Origin of the sequence: Mycolicibacterium duvalii (assembly GCF_010726645.1) — a bacterium.
Taxonomy (GTDB): domain Bacteria; phylum Actinomycetota; class Actinomycetes; order Mycobacteriales; family Mycobacteriaceae; genus Mycobacterium; species Mycobacterium duvalii.
Genome location: NZ_AP022563.1, coordinates 2,901,259 through 2,921,435 on the forward strand (window position 1 = coordinate 2,901,259; position 20,177 = coordinate 2,921,435).

Consider the following 20,177-nt stretch of genomic DNA (forward strand, 5'->3'; position numbering starts at 1 on the left):
GATGACGATCTGGTCCGCGGGGCGCTACGACGCGGTCGGCGATCGCATCGCGCCGATCGCCGAGCAGGTCGTCGACGCAACCGCGCGGCGACGCCCCCTGCGCGACGCCGCCGTGGTCGACCTGGCCTGCGGCACCGGCAGCGCCGCACTGGCGGCCGCCGGGCAGGGCGCGAAGGTCACCGGCGTCGACTACACCGCCGAGCTGCTCACGATCGCCGAGCAGCGGCCCGGCGCCGACGCGGTCACGTGGCGCGTCGGCGATGCGTCCGACACCGGCCTGCCCGCCGCGGCCTTCGACGCGGTGGTGTCCAACATGGGCATCATTTTCGTCGATCCGGCCGCCCAGGTCCGGGAGATCACCCGCCTCCTCGCACCGACTGGGGTGCTGGCCTTTTCGGCGTGGACCCGCGACACCAGCAACCCGCTGTTCGATCCGGTGGTGGCCGTGCTCGGGCCGCCGGCCGCGTCGGGCTTCTCCCCCGATCAGTGGGGTGACGCCGACACGCTGACCGACCGGCTGGCACCGCATTTCGACGACATCGACATCCGGCGCGGTCGCCACAGCTGGGAGTTCGCGTCGATGGCCGCCGCGCTGCACTTCCTGCGCGCGGAGTCGCCGGTGCACGTGGAGACGTTCCGCCGCGCCTCCGACGGGCAACGCGACGAGCTGGCGGCGGCCTTCGAGACCGCGCTGGGCCCGCACGTCGACGGCACCGGCGCGGTCACGTTCGGCGCCCCCTACGTCGTGGTCAGCGCCCGCTACCGGGCTTCGTAGAGGATCCCGCGCCCGATCGCCTCGCGGACGACCGGCAGCGCGGCAGCCGCCAATGCGTCGGCGTCCACGCCGTGGTGGGCGGCCAGCAGCTCGATCAGCATGCCCAGCGGCACCTCGCCGCGACAGCCGGCCAGTAGTGCACGCGACACCTCGTCGACGCCGAGCACCGCGCCCGGCCCGCCCGGGCGCCGCACGGCCGCCCCGACGACCTGCCAGCCGTCGGGGCCGGGCAGCGACTGCTCCTCGAGGAACACCGGAGCCGTCGTCAACCGGGCGGCCAGCAGCCGGTCGTCACCGGTGTCGTGCAGGTACTCGCGGCGGGCGAAGAACGCGTCGACCTCGGGGCCGGTCAGCGCCTCGCCCGCCCCGGTGATCTCCTCGAGCACCGCATCGGCCGGGCGGGTCTCGCCGCGGCGCGGCGCACGCAGGGTGATCATCCCCATGCCGACGCCGGAGACGCCGTTGTCGGCGAACCAGTCCAGCCACTGTCCGCCGCGGCGCGCGGCGTCCTGCGGCAACTCCCCCGCATCCGAGGTCCACAGCGACACATAGCTGATCGGATCGGCGAACTCGCGCTGCACCACCCACGCGTGCAGACCCGTGTCAACCAGCCAACCTGCGACCCGGTCACGCCAATCCCCGTCGCGCACGATCCAGTTCGCCATGATCTGCGCGGTGCCACCGGGCAGCAGATGCTCGCCGACCTCTTGAATCAACCTCTGACACAGGGCATCTCCGGCCATCCCGGAATCGCGGTACTGGTAGTCCAGCGCACCGGCGCCGACGACGAACGGCGGGTTGGACACGATCAGGTCGAAGCGCTCGCCGTCGACGGGTTCGAAGAGGCTGCCGCAGCGCAGATCCCAGGACATGTCGTTGAGCCTCGCGGTGGCCGCGGCCAACGCCAGGGCACGTTCGTTGGTGTCGGTGGCCACGATCTCGTCGCAGTGCGCGGCGAGGTGCAACGCCTGGATGCCGCAGCCGGTGCCCAGGTCGAGCGCGCGACCGACCGGCGTGCGGATCACCGCGTGGGCCAGCGACACCGACGCGCCGCCGATGCCCAGCACGTGGTCGGGACGGACCGGGCCGGGCCGCAGCGCGGCGTCCTGGTCGGACACCACCAAGAAGTCGCGCGCGCCGTCGCTGTGCGGGCGGATGTCCAGTGCGGCGCGCAGCGCCCCGTCGGGGCCCGCCTCCACGACACCGCCCTCGAGCAGCGCGCCGACGCCGACGCCGGGCAGCGCCGAAGTGACGCGTTCACGGCTCTCGTCGGCGCCGAGCAGGAACAGCCGCACCAGCACCGCCAGCGGCTCCCGACCGGCTGCGGGCCGCTCGGTGGCCCGCAGCGCCGACCACCACAGCCCCCGGCTGAACGCCGCCCCGGCGTCGGCGCCGAGCAGGTCGGTAACGCCGTCGGTGGTGTAACCCGCGGCGCGCAGAGCACCGGCCAGCGCCTCGACCAGCGCCGGGTCGGCCAACGGTCGGCTCACAGCAGCGTGCCTTGTTCCGCCTCCGGTTGAGCCGGCTCGATCAGCTCCGGGCCGTTGTTGCGCACGCTGTTGACCAGCCGGGACACCTCGCGGATCTGGATGCGGTCCAGGTCGCCGTGCCCGCGCAGCAGGCCCTCGTCGATCGGCGCGTCGGGGTCCAACCACCGGTCGAAGTCCTCGGCGCTGACGGTCAGCGGCATCCGGTCGTGGATGTCGGCCAGCGGCCCGGCGGCGTCGGTGGTGATGATGGTGCAGCTGAGCAGCGGGGTGCTGTCCTTGGGGGCGTCTTTGGGGCGCCAGGTCGTCCACAGGCCGGCCATGAACAGCGGCTCCCCATCCCCGGCGTACATGAAAAACGGTGTCTTGGAGCCTTTCTCGCCCTTCCACTCGTACCAGCCGTCCATCGGCACCAGACAGCGCTTGTTCTTCGCCGAGCTGCGGAACGCCGGCGAGGTCGACACCTTCTCGGAGCGCGCGTTGATCAGCAACGGGCCCTTGTTGTCCGGGCCGCCGTCGGCGGTCGCCTTGGTCCACGGCGGGATCAGACCCCACCGCATCAGCCGCACCCGGCGCGTCGACTCGTCGTCGGGATCGGTGTGCCGCTTGACCACGGTGGCCACGGTGGTCGTCGGGGCCACGTTGTAGTTCGGCGCGGAAGCGTCCTTGGCGGCGTTGGTCTCGTCGATGGCCTTGATCTTCTCGGCCAGCAGCGCCGGGTCGGTCGTCACTGCGAATCGCCCACACATACCTCCCATGGTGGCAGAAACCTGCCGGGCGCTACCGACTCCGAGACCGCGGCAGGGAACAATGAACCGGTGACCACCTGGCCGGCCCCGTCGACGTCCACCCCCATTCACGCGACCGTGACCGTGCCCGGCTCGAAGTCGCAGACCAACCGGGCCCTGGTGCTCGCGGCGCTCGCCACCCGGCAGGGCCGCTCCACCCTCTCCGGCGCCTTGCGCAGCCGCGACACCGACCTGATGATCGGCGCGCTGGAAGCCCTCGGGGTCGATGTCACCGCCGCCCCCGACGACGAGACCGCCCTGACCGTGGGCGGAGAGCTGGCCGCCGCACCGGGGGCCCGCGTCGACTGCGGCCTGGCCGGCACCGTGCTGCGCTTCGTCCCGCCGATCGCCGCGCTGGGCCGCGAGCCGGTCACCTTCGACGGTGACGAGCAGGCCCGGGCCCGGCCGATCAGTCCGCTGCTGGACGCGCTGCGCGCGCTGGGCGTCGACGTCGACGGTGACGCGCTGCCGTTCACCGTGCGCGGCACCGGCGGGGTGCGCGGCGGCACCGTCGAGTTCGACGCGTCGGGCTCCTCCCAGTTCGTCTCCGGGTTGCTGTTGTCGGGCGCCGCGTTCGACGACGGGCTGACGATCGTGCACACCGGCACGGCGGTGCCCTCAGCGCCGCACGTCGCGATGACGGTGGCGATGCTGAACGACGCCGGCGTCGACGTCGACGACTCCCAACCCGACCGCTGGCACGTCGCACCCGGCCCGATCGCGGCCCGGGACTGGGCCATCGAACCCGACCTGTCCAACGCGGTGCCGTTCCTGGCCGCCGCGGTGGTCAGCGGGGGTCTGATCCGGCTCACCGGCTGGCCGACGGTCAGCACCCAGCCCGCCGACGCGATCCTGCGCATCCTCAAGAAACTCGGCGCCGTGGTGCGCACCGGCAGTTCGCACCTGGAGGTCCAGGGCAGCGCCGAGTACGCCGGCATCGACATCGACCTGCGCGACGTCGGCGAACTCGCGCCGTCGGTCGCCGCGCTGGCGGCGCTGGCCGCGCCGGGGTCGGTGTCGCGGCTGCGGGGCATCGCGCATCTGCGCGGGCACGAGACGGACCGCCTTGCCGCGCTCCGCACCGAGATCAACCGTGTCGGCGGGCAGTGCGAGGAGACCGAGGACGGCCTGACCATCACCGCGCAGCTGCTGCACGGCGGGGTGTGGCGGACCTACGCCGACCACCGGATGGCCACCGCCGGAGCCATCGTCGGGCTGCGGGTGCCGGGCATCGAGGTCGAGGACATCGGCACCACCGCCAAGACGCTGCCGCGTTTCACCGAGCTGTGGGCGGACATGCTGGCCGGTCAGACCGACGACATCGGGGACTGATCGTTGGGTCGGCGCGAGTACGACGAGTCCGACGTCCGGGTGCGCCCGGGCCGCGGCACCCGGCCGCGCACCAAGACCCGTCCCGAGCACGCCGACGCCGAGCAGGCCATGGTCGTCACCGTCGACCGCGGCCGGTGGGGTTGTGTGCTGGGCCGCGACCCGGCCCGGCGGGTCACCGCGATGCGGGCCCGTGAACTGGGCCGCACCCCGATCGTGGTCGGTGACGACGTCGACGTCGTCGGCGACCTGTCCGGGCGCACCGACACCCTGGCCCGCATCGTGCGCCGCGGCGAACGGCGAACGGTGTTGCGCCGCACCGCCGATGACACCGATCCCACCGAGCGGGTGGTGGTCGCCAACGCCGATCAGCTGCTGATCGTGGTGGCGCTGGCCGACCCGCCGCCGCGCGCCGGCCTGGTGGAGCGCGCACTGATCGCGGCGTACGCCGGCGGGCTGGCGCCGATCCTGTGCCTGACCAAGACCGACCTGGCCCCGGCGCAGGAGTTCGCCGCGCAGTTCGCCGATCTGGACCTGGTGATCACCACCGCCGGCCGCGACGATCCGCTGGAAACCGTGGAGTCGCTGCTGACCGGCAAGGTCACCGCGCTGCTCGGCCACTCCGGGGTCGGCAAGTCCACGTTGGTCAATCGCCTTGTGCCCGAGGCGGAGCGCGCGATCGGCGCGGTGACCGACATCGGCCGCGGCCGGCACACCTCGACGCAGTCGGTGGCGCTGCCGCTGCAGTCCGGCGGCTGGGTGATCGACACGCCGGGCATCCGGTCGTTCGGGTTGGCCCACATCGCACCCGACGACGTCGTGTTGGCGTTCTCCGACCTCGCCGAGGCCATCGACGCGTGCCCGCGCGGCTGCGGACACATGGGCCCGCCGGCCGACCCGGAATGCGCTCTCGACGCGCTGACCGGCCCCGCCGCCGCGCGGGTCGCCGCGGCTCGGCGCCTGCTCACCGCGCTGCGCGAAACGTGATCGCGCGACCGGTGACGATGTGTTTGTCACCCCCATATGCGGGGCACGCTGTCGGCGAAACAAGGAAGGACTGTGAATCTCTATGTCTGAAGTACCTGTGATCGAACTCAACGACGGCGCGCGCATCCCCCAACTCGGGTTCGGGGTCTATCAGATCCCACCGGAGGAAACCGCCGCGGCGGTGCGCACCGCGCTCGACATCGGCTACCGCCACATCGACACCGCCGAGATGTACCAGAACGAGAAGGGCGTCGGCGAGGGCATCCGAGCCGCCGGCGTCGACCGCTCCGAGGTGTTCATCACCAGCAAGCTCAACAACGGCTTCCATCGGCCCGACGACGCCCGCCGCGCGTTCGACAAGACCTTGCAGGAGCTGGGGTTCGATCATGTCGACCTGTTCCTGATCCACTGGCCGCTGCCCACCCTGTATGACGGCGACTTCGTCTCGACGTGGAAGACGTTGGAGGAGTTCAAGAAAGACGGCCGGGCCCGCAGCATCGGGGTCTCGAACTTCCAGGTGGCACACCTGCAGCGGCTGGCCGACGAGACCGGGACGGTGCCGGCGGTCAACCAAATCGAGGTGCACCCGTACTTCCTCAACGACGAGGTCCGCGCCTACGGCCAAGAACACGGCATCGCCACCGAGGCGTGGTCACCGATCGCGCAGGGCAAGGTGCTCGACGATCCGGCGATCACCCGCATCGCCGAGTCGGTCGGCAAGACCCCAGCTCAGGTGGTGCTGCGCTGGCACATTCAGCGCGGCGACATCGTCTTCCCGAAATCGGTGACCGAGCAGCGTATCCGGGACAACTTCGCGCTGTTCGACTTCGAGCTCAGCGACGCCGATTTCGACGCGGTCTCGGCGCTGGACAACGGTGAGGACGGGCGTATCGGCCCGAATCCGGACACGTTCGATTACGTGCCCTGAACCTGACACGAGGCTGCGTCGAGGGCGGAAGAGCGGATCCCGTCCTCAACGCAGCCTCGTATGGTCAGGCCGCTGGTCGCAGCGCAGCTTTCTCGGTGCGCTTGGCGCGGCGCCGATCCCGCACCGCGGCGATGGCTGACTTCAGCCCGCGCCGCTCGGCAGCGGGAAGCTCGGCGAACATCGCCTCGCTGCGCGTCTCCGGCGCGTCGTCTGCGGTGTCGCGCAGAAAACGGTCGGGCAGCGACAGTTTGGCGATGGTGCGCCATGACTTGCCGTACTGGACCAGGAAGGATCCCGTGGTGTAGGGCAGGTCGTACTTGTCGCACAGTTCGCGCACCCGCAGCGACACCTCGTGCAAGCGGTTGCTCGGCAGATCCGGGTACAGGTGGTGCTCGATCTGATGGCACAGGTTGCCGCTCATGAACCGCAGCACCGGGCCGTTGTCGAAGTTGGCACTGCCCAGCATCTGCCGCAGGTACCACTCGCCCTTGGTCTCACCGACCATGTCGGTCTTGGTGAATTTCTCTGCGCCATCGGGGAAATGGCCGCAGAAGATCACCGCGTTGGACCAGACGTTGCGGATGATGTTGGCCAGCGCGTTGGCTTTGGCGGTCGACGCGAAGGTCGCGCCCGGGGACAGCGAGGTCAACGCCGGCCACGCCGCGTAGTCCTTGAACACCTGTCCACCGGCCTTGGCCAGGAACTCCCGGATGCGCACCAGCGTGGCACGGCGATCGTCGCGGCCCTTGAAGACCTTGCCGATCTCCAAGTGCTGCAACCCGACGCCCCATTCGAAGAAGGTCGCCAGCATCGCGTTGAACGGGATGTTGAGCAGGTTGGCCGGCGTCCACTTCTGGTCGCGGGTGACGCGCAGCAGGCCGTAGCCCACGTCGTCGTCCATGCCGAGGATGTTCGTGTACTTGTGGTGCATGAAGTTGTGGGTGAAGCGCCAGTGCTTCGACGCCCCGCTCATGTCCCATTCCCACGTCGAGGAGTGGATCTCGGGATCGTTCATCCAATCCCACTGACCGTGCATGACGTTATGCCCGATCTCCATGTTCTCGACGATCTTGGCCACGCCCAGCGTCGTGGCGCCCGCCCACCAGAAGGCCCGCTTGGAGCTTCCGGCCAGCAGGAGCCGGCCGGTGACCTCCAGCGCACGTTGCGCGGCGATGGTGCGACGGATGTAGCGCGCGTCGCGCTCGCCGCGGGAGTCTTCGATGTCCTGCCTGATCGCGTCGAGTTCGTGCGCAAGGCTCTCGATGTCGGCATCGGTCAGATGCGCGAACTCGGGTACGTCGGTGACCGCCATGGGTTCAGCCCTCCTTCCGGCTACCTACGCTACCGTAACCTACGAATCCGTAGGTTACTACCCAGTAAACCTCATACGTCGAGTGTGCAATCACCCGACGCCGCCGACACGCAGGTCTGCACCCGCGCCCCCGGCTCGTGCTCCACGCCCGTGCGCAGGTCGCGGACGTGCCCGTCGAGCAGACCCACCACACACGACTGGCAGATCCCCATCCGGCAGCCGAAGGGCATCGGCACCCCGGCCGCCTCACCTGCCTCGAGGAGCGATGTCGCGCCGTCGATCACGGCGGTCTTGTCCGAGCGTGCGAACTCCACCGTGCCGCCGCTGCCGTGCGCCGCGGCACGCGACGCCGCGAACCGCTCCAGGTGCAGCTGGTCGGTCAGCCCGGCCGCCGACCACGTGCGCTCAGCGGCCTCCAGCATCGCCGCCGGCCCGCACGCCCAGGTCTGGCGCCCGCGCCAGTCCGGCACCACCTCGTCGAGACGGGACAGGTCGAGCCGGCCCTCCGAACGGGTAGCCCGAAGCGTCAGCCGGAAACCCTTCTGCTGCTGCTGAAGTTCGGCCAGCTCCGCGGCGAACAGCACATCGGCCGCGGTGGGCGCCGAATGCACGTGCACGACGTCGCCGAGCTGCCCGCGCCGCACCAGCGTGCGCAGCATCGACATCACAGGCGTGATCCCCGATCCGGCGGTGAGGAACAGCACCGACGGTGGCGCCGGGTCGGGCATCACGAAGTTGCCCTGCGGCGCCGCCAATCGCACGATCGTCCCGGGCGCCACCCCGCCGACCAGGTGGGTCGACAGAAACCCCTCGGGCATGGCTTTGACGGTGATCGTGATGGTGCGCGACCCCTTGCTACGACCATGGCGACGTTCCGGCGGGGAGGTCAGCGAGTATGACCGCCAGCGCCACCGGCCCTCGACGAGCAGGCCGATGCCGATGTACTGGCCGGGCTGGTAGTCGAAGGAGAAACCCCATCCGGGTTTGATCACCAGGGTCGCGGAGTCGTGGGTTTCGCGTCGGACCTCGACGACCTTGCCGCGCAGCTCGCGCGCCGACCACAGCGGGTTGGCCAGCTTGAGGTAGTCGTCGGGAAGCAGCGGGGTGGTGACGCGGCCGACGACGGTCCGCAACAGGTGCAGACCAGGTCTGTCCTTGGCGCCGGCGATGGTCGGCCGGACGGTGTCGGCGACTCTGGCCGAGGTCTTGACGGTGTTCTTGGCCATGACGGCTCCTGCCCGGTTTGCGTGCGAACTCAATACCCGCAGATGCCTACCTACGGTACCGTAACTTACGGTACCGTATGCAGGCCTCAGAGCAGGTCGAGCAGGAACGGCAGCTCCTGCGGCGCGTACCACGCGAGGTCGTGATCCTGGGCGTCGCCCACGGTCAGCTCGGCATCCTCGTCCCCCAGGTCGGCCTCGTCGATGACCGCGACCGCCGCGCGCACCGCGTCCTCGGCGGCGGCGTTGTCGACGTAGGCGGCGATCACCGTGCTCAGCGGAATGTCACCGGACAACCGCACCACGGCGTCGTCGAGGTCGGCGCGCAGCGTGACGTCGGCGTCGGCGGCGTCGGCCTCGAGCACCGCACGCCGCGGCGGCAGTGCCGCGTCGGCCTGGTCGTCGAGCAACCGCAGCGACGCCAACGCGGCCTCGCGCAGCGCCACCTCGGCCAGTTCGTCGTCGTCGCCTTCTGCGTAGGCCTCGCGCAGGGTGGGGGTCACCGCGAACGCGGTGCCGCCGACCGGGTGCACCGACCCGTCGGCGACCAGCTGTTGCAGCATCGCCAGGGTGGCGGGGACGTAGACGCGCACCACGTGAGACTAGCTTCGCGCCGCGTCGACCAGCTCGTCGAGTGCCTCCTGCATCAGGCTCGGGACCATCTCGACGTCGCTCATCGCGTCGCGGTCGGCGTTGATGCCGAAGTACAGCATGCCGTTGTAGGACGTGACGCCGATGGCCAGCGCCTGGTTGTGCAGCAGCGGTGGCACCGCGTAGGTCTCGAGCAGCTTGGTGCCGGCGATGTACATCTGCTTCTGGGCGCCGGGCGCGTTGGTGATCAGCAGGTTGAACAGCCGCGCCGAGAAGCTGGTCGCCACCCGGATGCCCATCGCGTGCAGGGTGGGCGGCGCGAAGCCCGACAGCGTCACGATCGAGCGGGCGTCCACCAGGCTCGACGCGGTGGGGTGCGATTCGGTGGCGTGCGCGATCTGTGACAGCCGCACCACCGGGTTCGCCTCGCCGACGGGCAGATCGACCAGGAACGGCGCGACGTCGTTGACCGCCTGCCCGGCCGAGGAATCGAGGTCTTCGGCGTAGACCGACATCGGCGCCATCGCGCGCACCCGCGACGTCGCGGTCACCGGCTCGGCGCGCGAGAGCAGCCAGTTGCGCAGCGCTCCAGCCACCACGGCCAGCACCACGTCGTTGATGTCGCAGTCGTAGCGGGTCTTGACCAGCCGGAAGTGGTCGAGGTCGGCCGAGGCCACCGAGAAGCGGCGGTTGCGTGACACGGTGGCGTTCAGGGGGCTGCTGGGCGCGGTGCCGCGGGCGACGGTGCGCGCGACGTCGGCCACGCGCCGGCCCAAGTCGAGCAGCTCGCCGGTGTTGGTGACGGTTTCGGTGACCGCCGAGCGCAGCGCAGCGGCCTGCGCGGTGGGTCGGGTGATCCACTCCCCCACCGCGCCGAGGAGCAGTTGGTTGTCGCTGGGCTCGCGCGCCGGAATCCAGATGTCCTCACCGAACTGCGGCGGCTTCTGGGTGCGGTCGGCGATGACGTGGCAGATCTCGAGCGCGGTCATGCCGTTGACCAGGGCCTGGTGGGACTTGGTGTAGATCGCCAACCGATTCTTGGCCAGACCCTCGACCAGGTACATCTCCCACAGCGGGCGCGACTTGTCCAGCGGGCGGGCAGCCAGCCGGGCGATGAGTTCGTGCAGTTGGGCGTCGCTTCCCGGCGAAGGCAGCGCCGAGCGCCGGATGTGGTAGGTGATGTCGAAGTCGCGGTCGTCGACCCAGACCGGCCGGGCCAGCCCGAACCTCACCTCGCGCACCTTCTGGCGGTAGCGCGGGATCTGCGGCAATCGCTGTTCGACGGTGTGCAGCAGCGTCTCGTAGCTCAGGCCGTTGCGCGGTTTGCGCACGATCTGCAGCGTTCCGACGTACATCGGCGTCGACGAGTTCTCCAACCGGAAGAACGACGCATCCGACGCCGACAATCTGGTCACCATCGCGCTCGCCGTCTCCCTCCCGATCGCCCCTGACAAGACGCTGACACGTTACGGGCACCGGTGGTGCCCGTGCCATAACGGGTGCTCAAAGGGGTCGGATACCCATGTCATCATGAGATGGTCTGCCACTCTCCAGCAGATTTCCTGTTCGACCCGACCTCGCTGGAGAGTTCATGCCCGCTTCTTCGATTGCCACCGAGCAGTTCACCGTCGCCCCGGTCATCGATTACGAACCGGCGCCGCTGCCGTCGGACCGATCCTGCCTGGCGCCGACCGCGCTGCACCGCTCCACACCCCGGCCGGCGCGCGGCCCCCGACGCGGCGAGCCCGCCCCGCCGAAGACTGCGGTGGTGTTCGCCGAGACCGCGCTGCGTCAACTGCTGGAGGTCATCGACCGGCGTCGGCCGGTCGCGCAGCTACGCCCGCTGATGACGCCGGTGCTGGTCGAGCGGGTGATCGCGCGGGCGAAGGCCACCCGCAGCGGCAGTGCGTCGATGCTGCGGGTCCGCACCCGCGCGGTCGACGCCGGCACTGACGGCGCCGGCATCGGCGCTGCGGAGGTGTTCGGCTCGTTTCGGCGTGCCGGACGGGTGCACGCGATCGCCGCGCGCATCGAACGTCACCGCGACAGCTGGCGCATCGTCGCGCTGCAGATCGGGTGAGCCCGCGTCAGCGCCGCTTGGCGTGCTTGCCGCCCGCCTTCTGCTGCCGCGCGGCCTCCCGGCGTTCCCGGCGCGAGCCGCCGGCGGGCTTGGCGCCGCCGGTCCGCTTGACCTCCACCCCGCCGTCCTCGGACGGGCCGGAGTAGGTCAGCTGCTGCTGGCTGTCGTCGATACCCTTGGCGCGCAATCCCGGAGCGACGGGACGGGGCTTGGTGGCGACGCCGCCGCGTTGCCGGGAAGCCGCCTCGGCGAACTCGGCGAGCCCGGACGGCGGTGCCACCGGCGCGACGGCCGGTGCCGGTGCGGCCTCTACCTGGACGTTGAACAGGAAGCCGACCGACTCCTCTTTCATCGCGTCGAGCATGCCGATGAACATGTCGTAGCCCTCGCGGGCGTACTCCACCTCGGGACGCTGCTGGGCCAGACCGCGCAGGCCGATGCCCTCGCGCAGGTAGTCCATCTCGTAGAGGTGTTCGCGCCACTTGCGGTCGAGCACATTGAGCAGCACGTTGCGTTCCAGCTGCCGCATCGCGCCGTCGCCGGCGATCTCGTCGATCTGGCGTTCCCGCTCGGCGTAGGCACGCTCGGCGTCGGCCATCAGCGCGTCGAACAGCTCGTCGCGGGTCAGCTCACCGGGTTCGCCGACGGCGTCGGTGTCGAGCAGATCGTGGTGGTCGATGCCCACCGGGTAGAGCTGCTTGAGGCCCTCCCACAGCTTCTCCAGGTCCCAGTCCTCGGAGTAGCCCTCGGCGGTGGCGCCGTCGACGTAGGCGGTGACGACGTCGCGCAGGATCTGGTGTGCCTGCTCGGCGAGGTTCTCGCCCTCCAGGATGCGGCGGCGCTCGGCGTAGATGACCTTGCGCTGCTGGTTCATCACCTCGTCGTACTTGAGGACTTCCTTGCGGATGTCGAAGTTCTGCTGCTCGACCTGGGTCTGGGCGCTCTTGATCGCCCGCGAGACCATCTTGGCCTCGATCGGCACGTCGTCGGGCAGGTTCAGCCGCGTCAGCAGCGTCTCCAGCGTCGCACCGTTGAAGCGGCGCATCAGCTCGTCGGCCAGCGACAGATAGAACCGGGACTCGCCGGGGTCACCCTGGCGGCCTGAGCGGCCGCGCAGCTGGTTGTCGATGCGGCGCGACTCGTGGCGTTCGGTGCCCAGCACGTACAGGCCGCCGGCGGCGACGACGTCCTTGGCCTCGGCGGCCACCTCTTCGCGGACGTGTGGAAGTTCGTCGTGCCACGCCGTCTCGTAATCCTCGGGCGTGTCGATCGGGTCCAGCCCGCGCTGACGCAGCCGGCGGTCCAGCAGATAGTCGACGTTGCCGCCGAGCACGATGTCGGTGCCGCGGCCGGCCATGTTGGTGGCCACGGTGATCGCGCCGAGCCGGCCGGCCTCGGCGATGATGCCGGCCTCCTGCTCGTGGTACTTGGCGTTGAGCACGTTGTGCGGGATGCGCCGCTTCTGGAACTGGCGCGACAGGAACTCCGAGCGCTCGACGCTGGTGGTGCCGATCAGCACCGGCTGGCCCTTCTCATAGCGTTCGACGACGTCGTCGACGACCGCCATGAACTTGGCCTCTTCGGTCTTGTAGATCAGGTCGGACTGGTCGGTACGGATCATCGGCTTGTTGGTCGGGATCGTGACCACACCCAGCTTGTAGATCTCGTGCAGCTCGGCGGCCTCGGTCTCGGCGGTGCCGGTCATGCCGGCGAGCTTGTCGTAGAGCCGGAAGTAGTTCTGCAGCGTGATCGTGGCGACCGTCTGGTTCTCGGCCTTGATCTCGACCTGCTCCTTGGCCTCGATGGCCTGATGCAGGCCCTCGTTGTAGCGGCGCCCCACCAGCACACGGCCGGTGAAGTCGTCGACGATGAGCACCTCGCCGTTGCGGACGATGTAGTGCTTGTCGCGTTCGAAGAGCTCCTTGGCCTTGATCGCGTTGTTGAGGTAGCTGATCAGCGGCGAGTTGGCGGCTTCGTAGAGGTTGTCGATACCGAGCTGGTCCTCGACGAACTCGACGCCCAGCTCGTGGACACCCACCACGCGCTTCTTGATGTCGACCTCGTAGTGGACGTCTTTCTCCATCATCGGCGCGAGCCGGGCGAACTCGGTGTACCAGCTGGAGCCGCCGTCGGCCGGGCCGGAGATGATCAGCGGGGTGCGCGCCTCGTCGATGAGGATGGAGTCGACCTCGTCGACGATCGCGAAGGTGTGGCCGCGTTGCACGCAGTCTTCGAGCCGCAGCGCCATGTTGTCGCGCAGGTAGTCGAAGCCGAATTCGTTGTTGGTGCCGTAGGTGATGTCGGCGTTGTACGCGGCGCGCCGCTCGTCGGGGGTCATCTGGGACAGGATCACGCCGACCTCGAGGCCCAGGAAGCGGTGCACGCGACCCATCTGCTCGGCGTCGCGTTTGGCCAGGTAGTCGTTGACCGTGACGATGTGCATGCCCTTGCCGGCCAGCGCGTTGAGGTAGGCAGGCAGCACCGCGGTCAGGGTCTTGCCCTCACCGGTCTTCATCTCGGCGACGTTCCCGAAGTGCAGCGCCGCCCCGCCCATCACCTGGACGTCGAAGTGGCGCTGGTTGAGCACCCGCCAGGCCGCCTCACGGGCTACGGCGAACGCCTCGGGCAGCAGGTCATCGAGGCTTTCGCCGTTTTCGATGCGAGTTTTGAACTCGTCGGTTTTTCCGCGCAGTTCGGCGTCGGAGAGCTTCTCGACGTCGTCGGCCAGGGTGTTGACGTAATCAGCCACGCCCTTGAGGCGCTTGACCATGCGGCCTTCGCCGAGTCGGAGCAACTTGTCGAGAAGCACGTGCTTGATCCTCTTTACTTCGGGCGATGTGCGGTTTCAGACCGACCCCATCGTAGGGGACTACGCGAAAACCCTGGTCATGCACGGCACGAGTCCCCCGGATTGGGTTTCCGGGGGACTCGTGTTGGGCGGATCGGGCCGGATCAGGCCAGGCGGATCAGGCCGTAGTCGAAGGCGTGCCGGCGGTACACCACCGTCGGCTTGTCGTGCTCTTTGTCGTGGAAGAGGAAGAAGTCGTGGCCGACGAGTTCCATCTCGTAGAGCGCGTCATCGACGGTCATCGGGGTCGCGGGATGCTCCTTAACCCGGACGATGCGGCCCGGGGTGTGGTCGTCGAGGTCGACTTGGCCTTCGGCCGGCGCGGTGTCCTGAGCCGGCATGGCGAAAGCGCGCTCGAGGTGTTCGGGCGAGGTGGCTTCGGCCAACGAGACCGGGGTCTTGTCGCCGTAGTGGATCTTGCGGCGGTCCTTGCTCTTCCGCAGCCGGGACTCGAGTTTGCTCACGGCGGCTTCGAAGGCGCCGTAGAAGCTGTCGGCGCAGGCTTCGCCGCGTACGACGGGTCCACGGCCGCGCGCGGTGATCTCGACGTGCTGACAGTTCTTGCGTTGGCGCCGGTTCTTCTCGTGGTCGAGCTCGACGTCGAACAGGTAGATCGTGCGGTCGAATCGTTCCAGGCGGGACAACTTCTCGGACACGTACACGCGGAAGTGGTCGGGGATCTCGACGTTGCGGCCCTTCACCACCACTTCGGCGTTTGGAGAAGGCTGCGACGATTCGTCGTCAGCCACCATCGTGTTTGCGGACTCCACGGAATACCTTGACATGCTTGGCAACTCGATCCTCTTTCACCCGTGCACGGCGGGGCGTGCATTCTGATGTGAATACGAAATCGCACCGACGGGGCATGCCTGGTCTCGTCGCTCGCCGGTGCAAGGTGTCGACTACTCACCTCCTATCGCTGGCGCGATACCGGCGTCACGCGTTTTGAACGCCGCCGTGAGATGTTCACGGACTGTTGGTGCCGACGGTAGTCCGTAGTTACCCACTCGGCCACTGATTCGACACACCTGTTTTCAGTTCTTCACGCAGGGTTGATCTGTCAGGCGTGTGCCAATGCCAAGACGGCGAGGACGTCCGCGCCGCGGGTTTGCAGGGCGCGGACCGACTCCGCGGCGGTGGCACCGGTGGTGACGACGTCGTCGACGACGATGACGGCGCCGCCGACCGGCGTGCTGACGCGAATGCGTCCGGCGATGTTGCGCTGGCGATCGGCGCTGGACAGCCCCACCGAGTCGCGGGTGAACGCTTTCAGGTGCAGCGCCGGGCGGACGGTGAGCCCGGGCAGACCCGTGGCGGCCTTGTCGGCGATCCTCGTGATCGGGTCACCGCCGCGGCGACGGGCCGCGCTGCGGCGGGTCGGTGCGGGCACCACGGTCAGCGGCGTGTCGAGGACGTTCCAGGTCAGCAGGTTGCTCAAGGCCGTTGTCAGCGCTTCCGCCAGCGGGGCGGCGAGGTCGGCGCGGCCGTGCTCCTTCAGCGCGACGATGGCTCGTCTGCGGGACCCGGCGTAGCGGCCCAGCGACAGCACCGGGACGCCCGGGTCCACCCGCGGCGTCACGACGTGGGGTTCGTCCGGCCTGACCGCGAGCTCCCGGGCGCAGATCGGGCACCATCGCGTGCCCGCGGCGCCGCAGCCGCCGCACTGCAGCGGCAGGACCAGATCGAGCATGGGCTCAGTGTGGGGTTCGGCTCCGACAGGCTCGGCTTTCGGGCTTGGCCTTCGGGCTCGGCTTTCGGGCTCGGCCTTCGGGCTCGGCCTTCGCCGAGCGTGCACTCACGGCGAACGCCACCACCGAGCGTGAACTCACGGCGGAAAAACGCCCTTGATCTCAAGTGGTCGCTGCAACACCTGAGCTTATGGAGGGTTGTTGCTCGATGGGGTTTCGGATGCATGGCTGCAAACAAGTGCCAGAGTCTGTCCGCGAGGTGTTCTTCGCAACGTTGAGGTCGGGGGTGTCGCCGACGGCGGCGGCGACAGTGGCCGGGGTGGCTGGTGCCACGGGTCGCAAATGGGCCAGAGACGCCGGTTATCAGACCACTAAGAAGCATTACGGCACACGGTATTCGCAAGAGGCTCGGGACGCGTTTTGGACCGCGTTGCGGTCGGGGTCCTCGCCGACGCAGGCCGCGGTGTTCGCCGGCGTGTCGGAGCACACGGCCCTGCGGTGGGTCCAACAGGCTGGTTACGTGCCCAGAACACCTCTTGCTGTGGTTAGCGATCTCGACACCGCGTCATCACCGGCAGGGCCGATGTCGTTTCTTGAACGCTGTCGGTTAGAAGAACTGCTGGAGACGGGGCATTCACCGGCTCGGGCCGCAGCATTGCTGGGGCGACATCGGTCCACGATCAGTCGTGAGACCCGTCGCGGGCAGACCGCCTCGGGATACCGGGCGCGCGTCGGGCAGGGCAGCGTTGAGGCCCACGCCAAACGTCCCAAGCCACGCAAACTCGACACCAACCCCGTCCTGCTCGACCAGGTTGTGCAACGCTTGAAGCATCGGCACAGCCCCGAGCAGATCGCGGGCCGGCTGCGCGAAGAGTTCCCCGACGACCCGGAGATGTGGGTGTCGCACGAAACGATTTATCAGTCCATGTATGTCCAGCCTCGCGGGGCTTGCCCGGCTGGTCAAGACCGCGCTACGCACCGGCCGCACTCAACGAAAACCACAGGGCCGCACCCTACTGGCACCGGAAAGCTCAAGGGCATGGTCAACATCAGCCAGCGACCTGCTGAAGCTGACGACCGCGCGATCCCGGGTCATTGGGAAGGCGATCTGATCCTGGGCAGTACCGCCTCGGGCTCAGCGATCGGCACCATGGTCGAACGCACCACCGGGTTCGTGGTGCTGCTGCATCTGCCCGCCGATCGCACCGCAGCCACCCTGGCCGAGGCCATGTCGGCCAAGATCCCCGAAATCCCCGAAATCCTGCGCCGCTCACTGACCTGGGACCAAGGCAGCGAGATGGCATTGCACACCAAGATCACCGAAGCCACCGGCCTGCCGATCTACTTCTGCGACCCGCACAGCCCCTGGCAGCGCGGCACCAACGAAAACACCAACGGACTCTTGCGGCAGTACTTTCCCAAAGGCACCGACCTGTCCTTTTACGGCCCCGGCTGGCTAGACGAGGTCGCCGCCGAACTCAACGCCCGACCCCGCAAACGCCACAACTGGCGCACCCCCGCCGAGGAACTTAACCGGCTACTCTCAGACCCGTCCACATTTGTTGCAACGACCGCTTGAATCCAAGGCCCTCGCGACCGCCCCCACCGCACACTCGCCGACGCCAACTCTCCGCCAGCCGAGCAAGCACCCCGCCGTCGGTGTCCAAGGCGGTCACCCGGATGTCGTCCCAGCCCTGTTCGGTGATCGCATCATGGCGGCGGATGCCCTTGTTGAACTCCTTGCGCGTCCGCCGATGGTGATCGCCCTCGTAGTCGATGGCGATCTTGGGTTCTTCCCAGCCCATGTCCAATTCGGCGATCAACCCCCCGTAGTCGTCATGAACGGGGATCTGCGTACGCGGGCGGGGATATCCCTTCTTGATGACCAGGAGTCGGATGCGCGTCTCCTGCGGAGACTCGGCACCCCCGTCGACAAGGTCGAGCGTCTGGCGGGCCCGCCGGATGCCGCGCCGGCCCTTGTGCCGCTCGGCCAGCAACTCAACTTCAGCGATCTTGAATTGTGTTGCGTGCGCCAGCGCGTCGAGCGTCGGCAGAGCCCGCTCCAGCGGGTAGCGACACGCGATGTCCAGCGCTGTGCGCTCCGGGGTGGTCACCGTGATCCCGTCCAAAATCTGGACCTCGTCGTCGGCCAGAACATCCGACCACACCCGCAGACCTGGCGGCGGGCGGCGATTGGCCCATACGACTTCGGCCGGCCAACGCCGGTCTATCCATTTCGCGCCGTGTAGTGCCGCCGCCGACCGGCCAGCGACGACGCCGCGGCGATGCGTCCACAGCCAGGCGGCCTTCGCCCGAGTAACGGCGGTGAAAGGGTCGGTGAGGCGCAGATACACGTCGGGATAGATGGAACGGAATTCGGAGCGCAACCGGTGGCGCGTCAGGCGACCGGCTCTGAGGGCCTCGCTACCCAGGAACGGCTCAGTCATGATCGAAGTCTGTGGGGCACGACCGACACTGACAGGCAGCAGAAATCAGTGCCGCCGGGCCCTTGGCAGCTCCGGTAATCTCGACGCTGACTGCCGCCAGGAAAGGGGACCCATGGGCGATCCGCCACCCTTGAAGGTCGACCCCCCTGCGCTGACCTGGGATCCCGCGGTCGTCAACGTGCCGCCGGTGCCGGTCATCCCAGCCGGCGGCGACCCGATGAGCGCGCTGATCTCGGCGGTCATGCCGGGAATCGCCGCCGAACTGACCGCGGCGGTCGCCGAGACCCATGCGCGGGAACAGCAGTTCGCAGCGAACCTCGCCGGTGCCCGCGCTGCGTACCAGTCAACCGATCAGGGTGGCGGCGAGGAGATCCGGACGGTGGCCGACACACAGCTGGCCCCACCGACTGCTGCCTCGACGGCGGGTAGCGCAGCAGGCGCAGGTGGTGCGGGCGGCCAGTTCGGTCAGTTCATGAGCACGGCCATGCAGATGGGCGGTCAGGCGGTCCAGGCGCCGGCGCAGCTGGCCGGCATGGTCACGTCCGCGCCCCAGGGCGTGATGCAGGGTGCGCAGGGCGCGGTGCAGCAGATCTCCCAAGTCGCCGGCCAAGTCGAAAAGTCGGACGCCGACAAGGGCTCGGCGCCACCGGCGGAGCAGTTTGTCGAACAGAGCGAGCGACCCGAGGAGCAGCCCCCCGCTGACGAGGGCGCAGAGGCCGGCCCGTCGGCTGCCGAGCGTGCCCCCGATCCGGCGCAGGACGAGGCCCGCCACACCGATCGCGTCGATCCGATCGATCTGTGATCGACTGAGGCTCAACCAGTTACCGGTGCAGCCTCGAGCGCTTCGCTGATGATGCTGCTTTCGTGCTGCCAGTAGACCCAGTCGGCGATCGCGGCTCGCTGCTCGGCGACGTCGGTGGCTGTTTGCGCCTTGTGGAGCGCCAGGTGCATCGCATGGTCGCAATAGGTGCGCATGGCTGCCAGATGCACCTCAACGCGCGCGGTGGACGTACTCATCAGCGGCTTGCACACCTCGAACCACAGCGCGGCTGACCTGTCCTCTGGTGATGTGTCGTCAGTTTGGGCCGGAGGCAACAGTTTCGAGAGGTCGTCGTCCTTCGTGGCGCTCAAAGTGGCCGCGGCGGCCGACGCGAGGACCTCGAGCCGGGTCCGGCCCTGCATCGTGCCGTCGATCGGCATGTCTTCGGGCTGCAACACGATCTTGGCGACGCCGGGGTCGAACCCTTGGAACTGCTCCTCGGTGGCAATCACGACGCGTAGCCGTTGGTTGTGGTGCTGGACCCAACCCTGCACAGCCAGAATCGGATAGGTGGCCCAGCAGGCCCGCTCGACCACAGGTATCGATTCGTCGGCGGTCGCCATCTGAATCCCCTGCGGCAGGTGGACGCCCGCAGGGATGTAGCCGATGCCGTAGCTGTTGGCGACGACGATGGTGCCGTCAGTCGTGAGCCCGACGACCCAGTAGAAGCCGAAGTCAAAGATGTTCGCGTTCAGTGCGGCCGCGATGCGACGCGCGAGCTGGGCGGGGTCCTTGCCCCGGTGCTGGCGACGGAGCGCACCGGCAGTCGCCGCGCTCGCCACGGCCTCGCGTTCGGCACGGGCGGCCGAAACCGGCACCGGCGCAGGCCCGGCCGACGAGGCCGCGCTCGTGGACGCCGGGGCGACGCCGGGTC

18 protein-coding genes are annotated in these 20,177 nt (G+C 68.9%); 7 read left to right on the forward strand and 11 right to left on the reverse strand.

Features of this window, described 5'->3' with window-relative positions; all coding sequences use genetic code 11:
• Nucleotide 1: 1 nt before the first annotated feature.
• Nucleotides 2-775: a class I SAM-dependent methyltransferase gene (locus G6N31_RS13645; protein WP_098004054.1), complete on the forward strand. Its 774-nt coding sequence runs from the start codon at nt 2-4 to the stop codon at nt 773-775.
• On the opposite strand, the gene G6N31_RS13650 is transcribed toward G6N31_RS13645, so the two are convergent.
• Together G6N31_RS13650 and G6N31_RS13655 are read right to left on the reverse strand one after the other, a co-directional pair.
• Nucleotides 760-2,265, reverse strand: coding sequence for a DUF7782 domain-containing protein (locus G6N31_RS13650; protein WP_098004053.1), 1,506 nt, complete (start codon nt 2,263-2,265; stop codon nt 760-762). The two genes, G6N31_RS13645 and G6N31_RS13650, sit on opposite strands and share 16 nt — an antisense overlap.
• Complete coding sequence (locus G6N31_RS13655) at nt 2,262-3,011, reverse strand: SOS response-associated peptidase (RefSeq protein WP_098004052.1); 750 nt, start codon at nt 3,009-3,011, stop codon at nt 2,262-2,264. Before G6N31_RS13655 ends, G6N31_RS13650 begins: the two co-directional genes overlap by 4 nt.
• Nucleotides 3,012-3,080: 69 nt before the next feature.
• Between G6N31_RS13655 and aroA the strand changes: the two genes are divergently transcribed.
• The 3 genes from aroA (at nt 3,081) to G6N31_RS13670 (ending at nt 6,294) form a co-directional block, all read left to right on the forward strand.
• A complete protein-coding gene (gene aroA, locus G6N31_RS13660; RefSeq protein ID WP_098004051.1) occupies nt 3,081-4,382 on the forward strand; it encodes a 3-phosphoshikimate 1-carboxyvinyltransferase in 1,302 nt (433 codons plus the stop codon).
• 3 nt (nt 4,383-4,385) lie between these two features.
• Nucleotides 4,386-5,366 carry a ribosome small subunit-dependent GTPase A gene (gene rsgA / locus G6N31_RS13665; protein WP_098004050.1) on the forward strand — a complete coding sequence of 327 codons (981 nt, stop codon included), beginning with the start codon at nt 4,386-4,388 and terminating at the stop codon, nt 5,364-5,366.
• Nucleotides 5,367-5,448: 82 nt separating this feature from the next.
• Nucleotides 5,449-6,294: an aldo/keto reductase gene (locus G6N31_RS13670; RefSeq protein WP_098004049.1), complete on the forward strand. Its 846-nt coding sequence runs from the start codon at nt 5,449-5,451 to the stop codon at nt 6,292-6,294.
• 64 nt (nt 6,295-6,358) lie between these two features.
• Here the strand turns inward: G6N31_RS13670 and G6N31_RS13675 are convergent, their stop codons facing one another.
• The 4 genes from G6N31_RS13675 to G6N31_RS13690 form a co-directional block, all read right to left on the reverse strand.
• Nucleotides 6,359-7,606 (reverse strand): fatty acid desaturase family protein, encoded by a 1,248-nt coding sequence (locus G6N31_RS13675; protein WP_098004048.1) that lies wholly within the window; start codon nt 7,604-7,606, stop codon nt 6,359-6,361.
• 71 nt (nt 7,607-7,677) lie between these two features.
• Complete coding sequence (locus G6N31_RS13680; protein ID WP_098004047.1) at nt 7,678-8,832, reverse strand: ferredoxin reductase; 1,155 nt, start codon at nt 8,830-8,832, stop codon at nt 7,678-7,680.
• Between the two features lie 86 nt (nt 8,833-8,918).
• On the reverse strand, nt 8,919-9,425 hold the full coding sequence (locus G6N31_RS13685; RefSeq protein ID WP_098004046.1) for a DUF6912 family protein: 507 nt from the start codon (nt 9,423-9,425) through the stop codon (nt 8,919-8,921).
• A gap of 6 nt (nt 9,426-9,431) precedes the next feature.
• Nucleotides 9,432-10,838 (reverse strand): WS/DGAT/MGAT family O-acyltransferase, encoded by a 1,407-nt coding sequence (locus G6N31_RS13690; RefSeq protein WP_098004045.1) that lies wholly within the window; start codon nt 10,836-10,838, stop codon nt 9,432-9,434.
• 173 nt (nt 10,839-11,011) lie between these two features.
• On the opposite strand from G6N31_RS13690, the gene G6N31_RS13695 reads away from it, so the two are divergent.
• Nucleotides 11,012-11,500, forward strand: a complete 489-nt coding sequence (locus tag G6N31_RS13695; protein WP_098004044.1) for an Rv3235 family protein — start codon at nt 11,012-11,014, stop codon at nt 11,498-11,500.
• A gap of 7 nt (nt 11,501-11,507) precedes the next feature.
• On the opposite strand, the gene secA is transcribed toward G6N31_RS13695, so the two are convergent.
• The 3 genes from secA to G6N31_RS13710 form a co-directional block, all read right to left on the reverse strand.
• A complete protein-coding gene (gene secA / locus G6N31_RS13700; protein WP_098004126.1) occupies nt 11,508-14,270 on the reverse strand; it encodes a preprotein translocase subunit SecA in 2,763 nt (920 codons plus the stop codon).
• 182 nt (nt 14,271-14,452) lie between these two features.
• Nucleotides 14,453-15,100, reverse strand: a complete 648-nt coding sequence (gene hpf / locus G6N31_RS13705; RefSeq protein WP_420090831.1) for a ribosome hibernation-promoting factor, HPF/YfiA family — start codon at nt 15,098-15,100, stop codon at nt 14,453-14,455.
• Between the two features lie 308 nt (nt 15,101-15,408).
• Nucleotides 15,409-16,038, reverse strand: coding sequence for a ComF family protein (locus tag G6N31_RS13710; protein WP_098004042.1), 630 nt, complete (start codon nt 16,036-16,038; stop codon nt 15,409-15,411).
• Between the two features lie 317 nt (nt 16,039-16,355).
• Between G6N31_RS13710 and G6N31_RS13715 the strand changes: the two genes are divergently transcribed.
• Nucleotides 16,356-17,615 carry an IS30 family transposase gene (locus G6N31_RS13715; RefSeq protein WP_244962231.1) on the forward strand — a complete coding sequence of 420 codons (1,260 nt, stop codon included), beginning with the start codon at nt 16,356-16,358 and terminating at the stop codon, nt 17,613-17,615.
• On the opposite strand, the gene G6N31_RS13720 is transcribed toward G6N31_RS13715, so the two are convergent.
• Nucleotides 17,566-18,483 carry a type IV toxin-antitoxin system AbiEi family antitoxin gene (locus G6N31_RS13720; protein ID WP_098005161.1) on the reverse strand — a complete coding sequence of 306 codons (918 nt, stop codon included), beginning with the start codon at nt 18,481-18,483 and terminating at the stop codon, nt 17,566-17,568. The genes G6N31_RS13715 and G6N31_RS13720 overlap by 50 nt on opposite strands.
• Nucleotides 18,484-18,595: 112 nt before the next feature.
• On the opposite strand from G6N31_RS13720, the gene G6N31_RS13725 reads away from it, so the two are divergent.
• The gene (locus G6N31_RS13725) at nt 18,596-19,285 is read left to right on the forward strand and encodes a PE domain-containing protein (RefSeq protein ID WP_163722168.1); all 690 of its coding nucleotides are present in this window, start codon (nt 18,596-18,598) and stop codon (nt 19,283-19,285) included.
• A gap of 11 nt (nt 19,286-19,296) precedes the next feature.
• Here the strand turns inward: G6N31_RS13725 and G6N31_RS13730 are convergent, their stop codons facing one another.
• Nucleotides 19,297-20,121: an EspK C-terminal domain-containing protein gene (locus G6N31_RS13730; protein ID WP_098005160.1), complete on the reverse strand. Its 825-nt coding sequence runs from the start codon at nt 20,119-20,121 to the stop codon at nt 19,297-19,299.
• Nucleotides 20,122-20,177 lie beyond the last annotated feature (56 nt).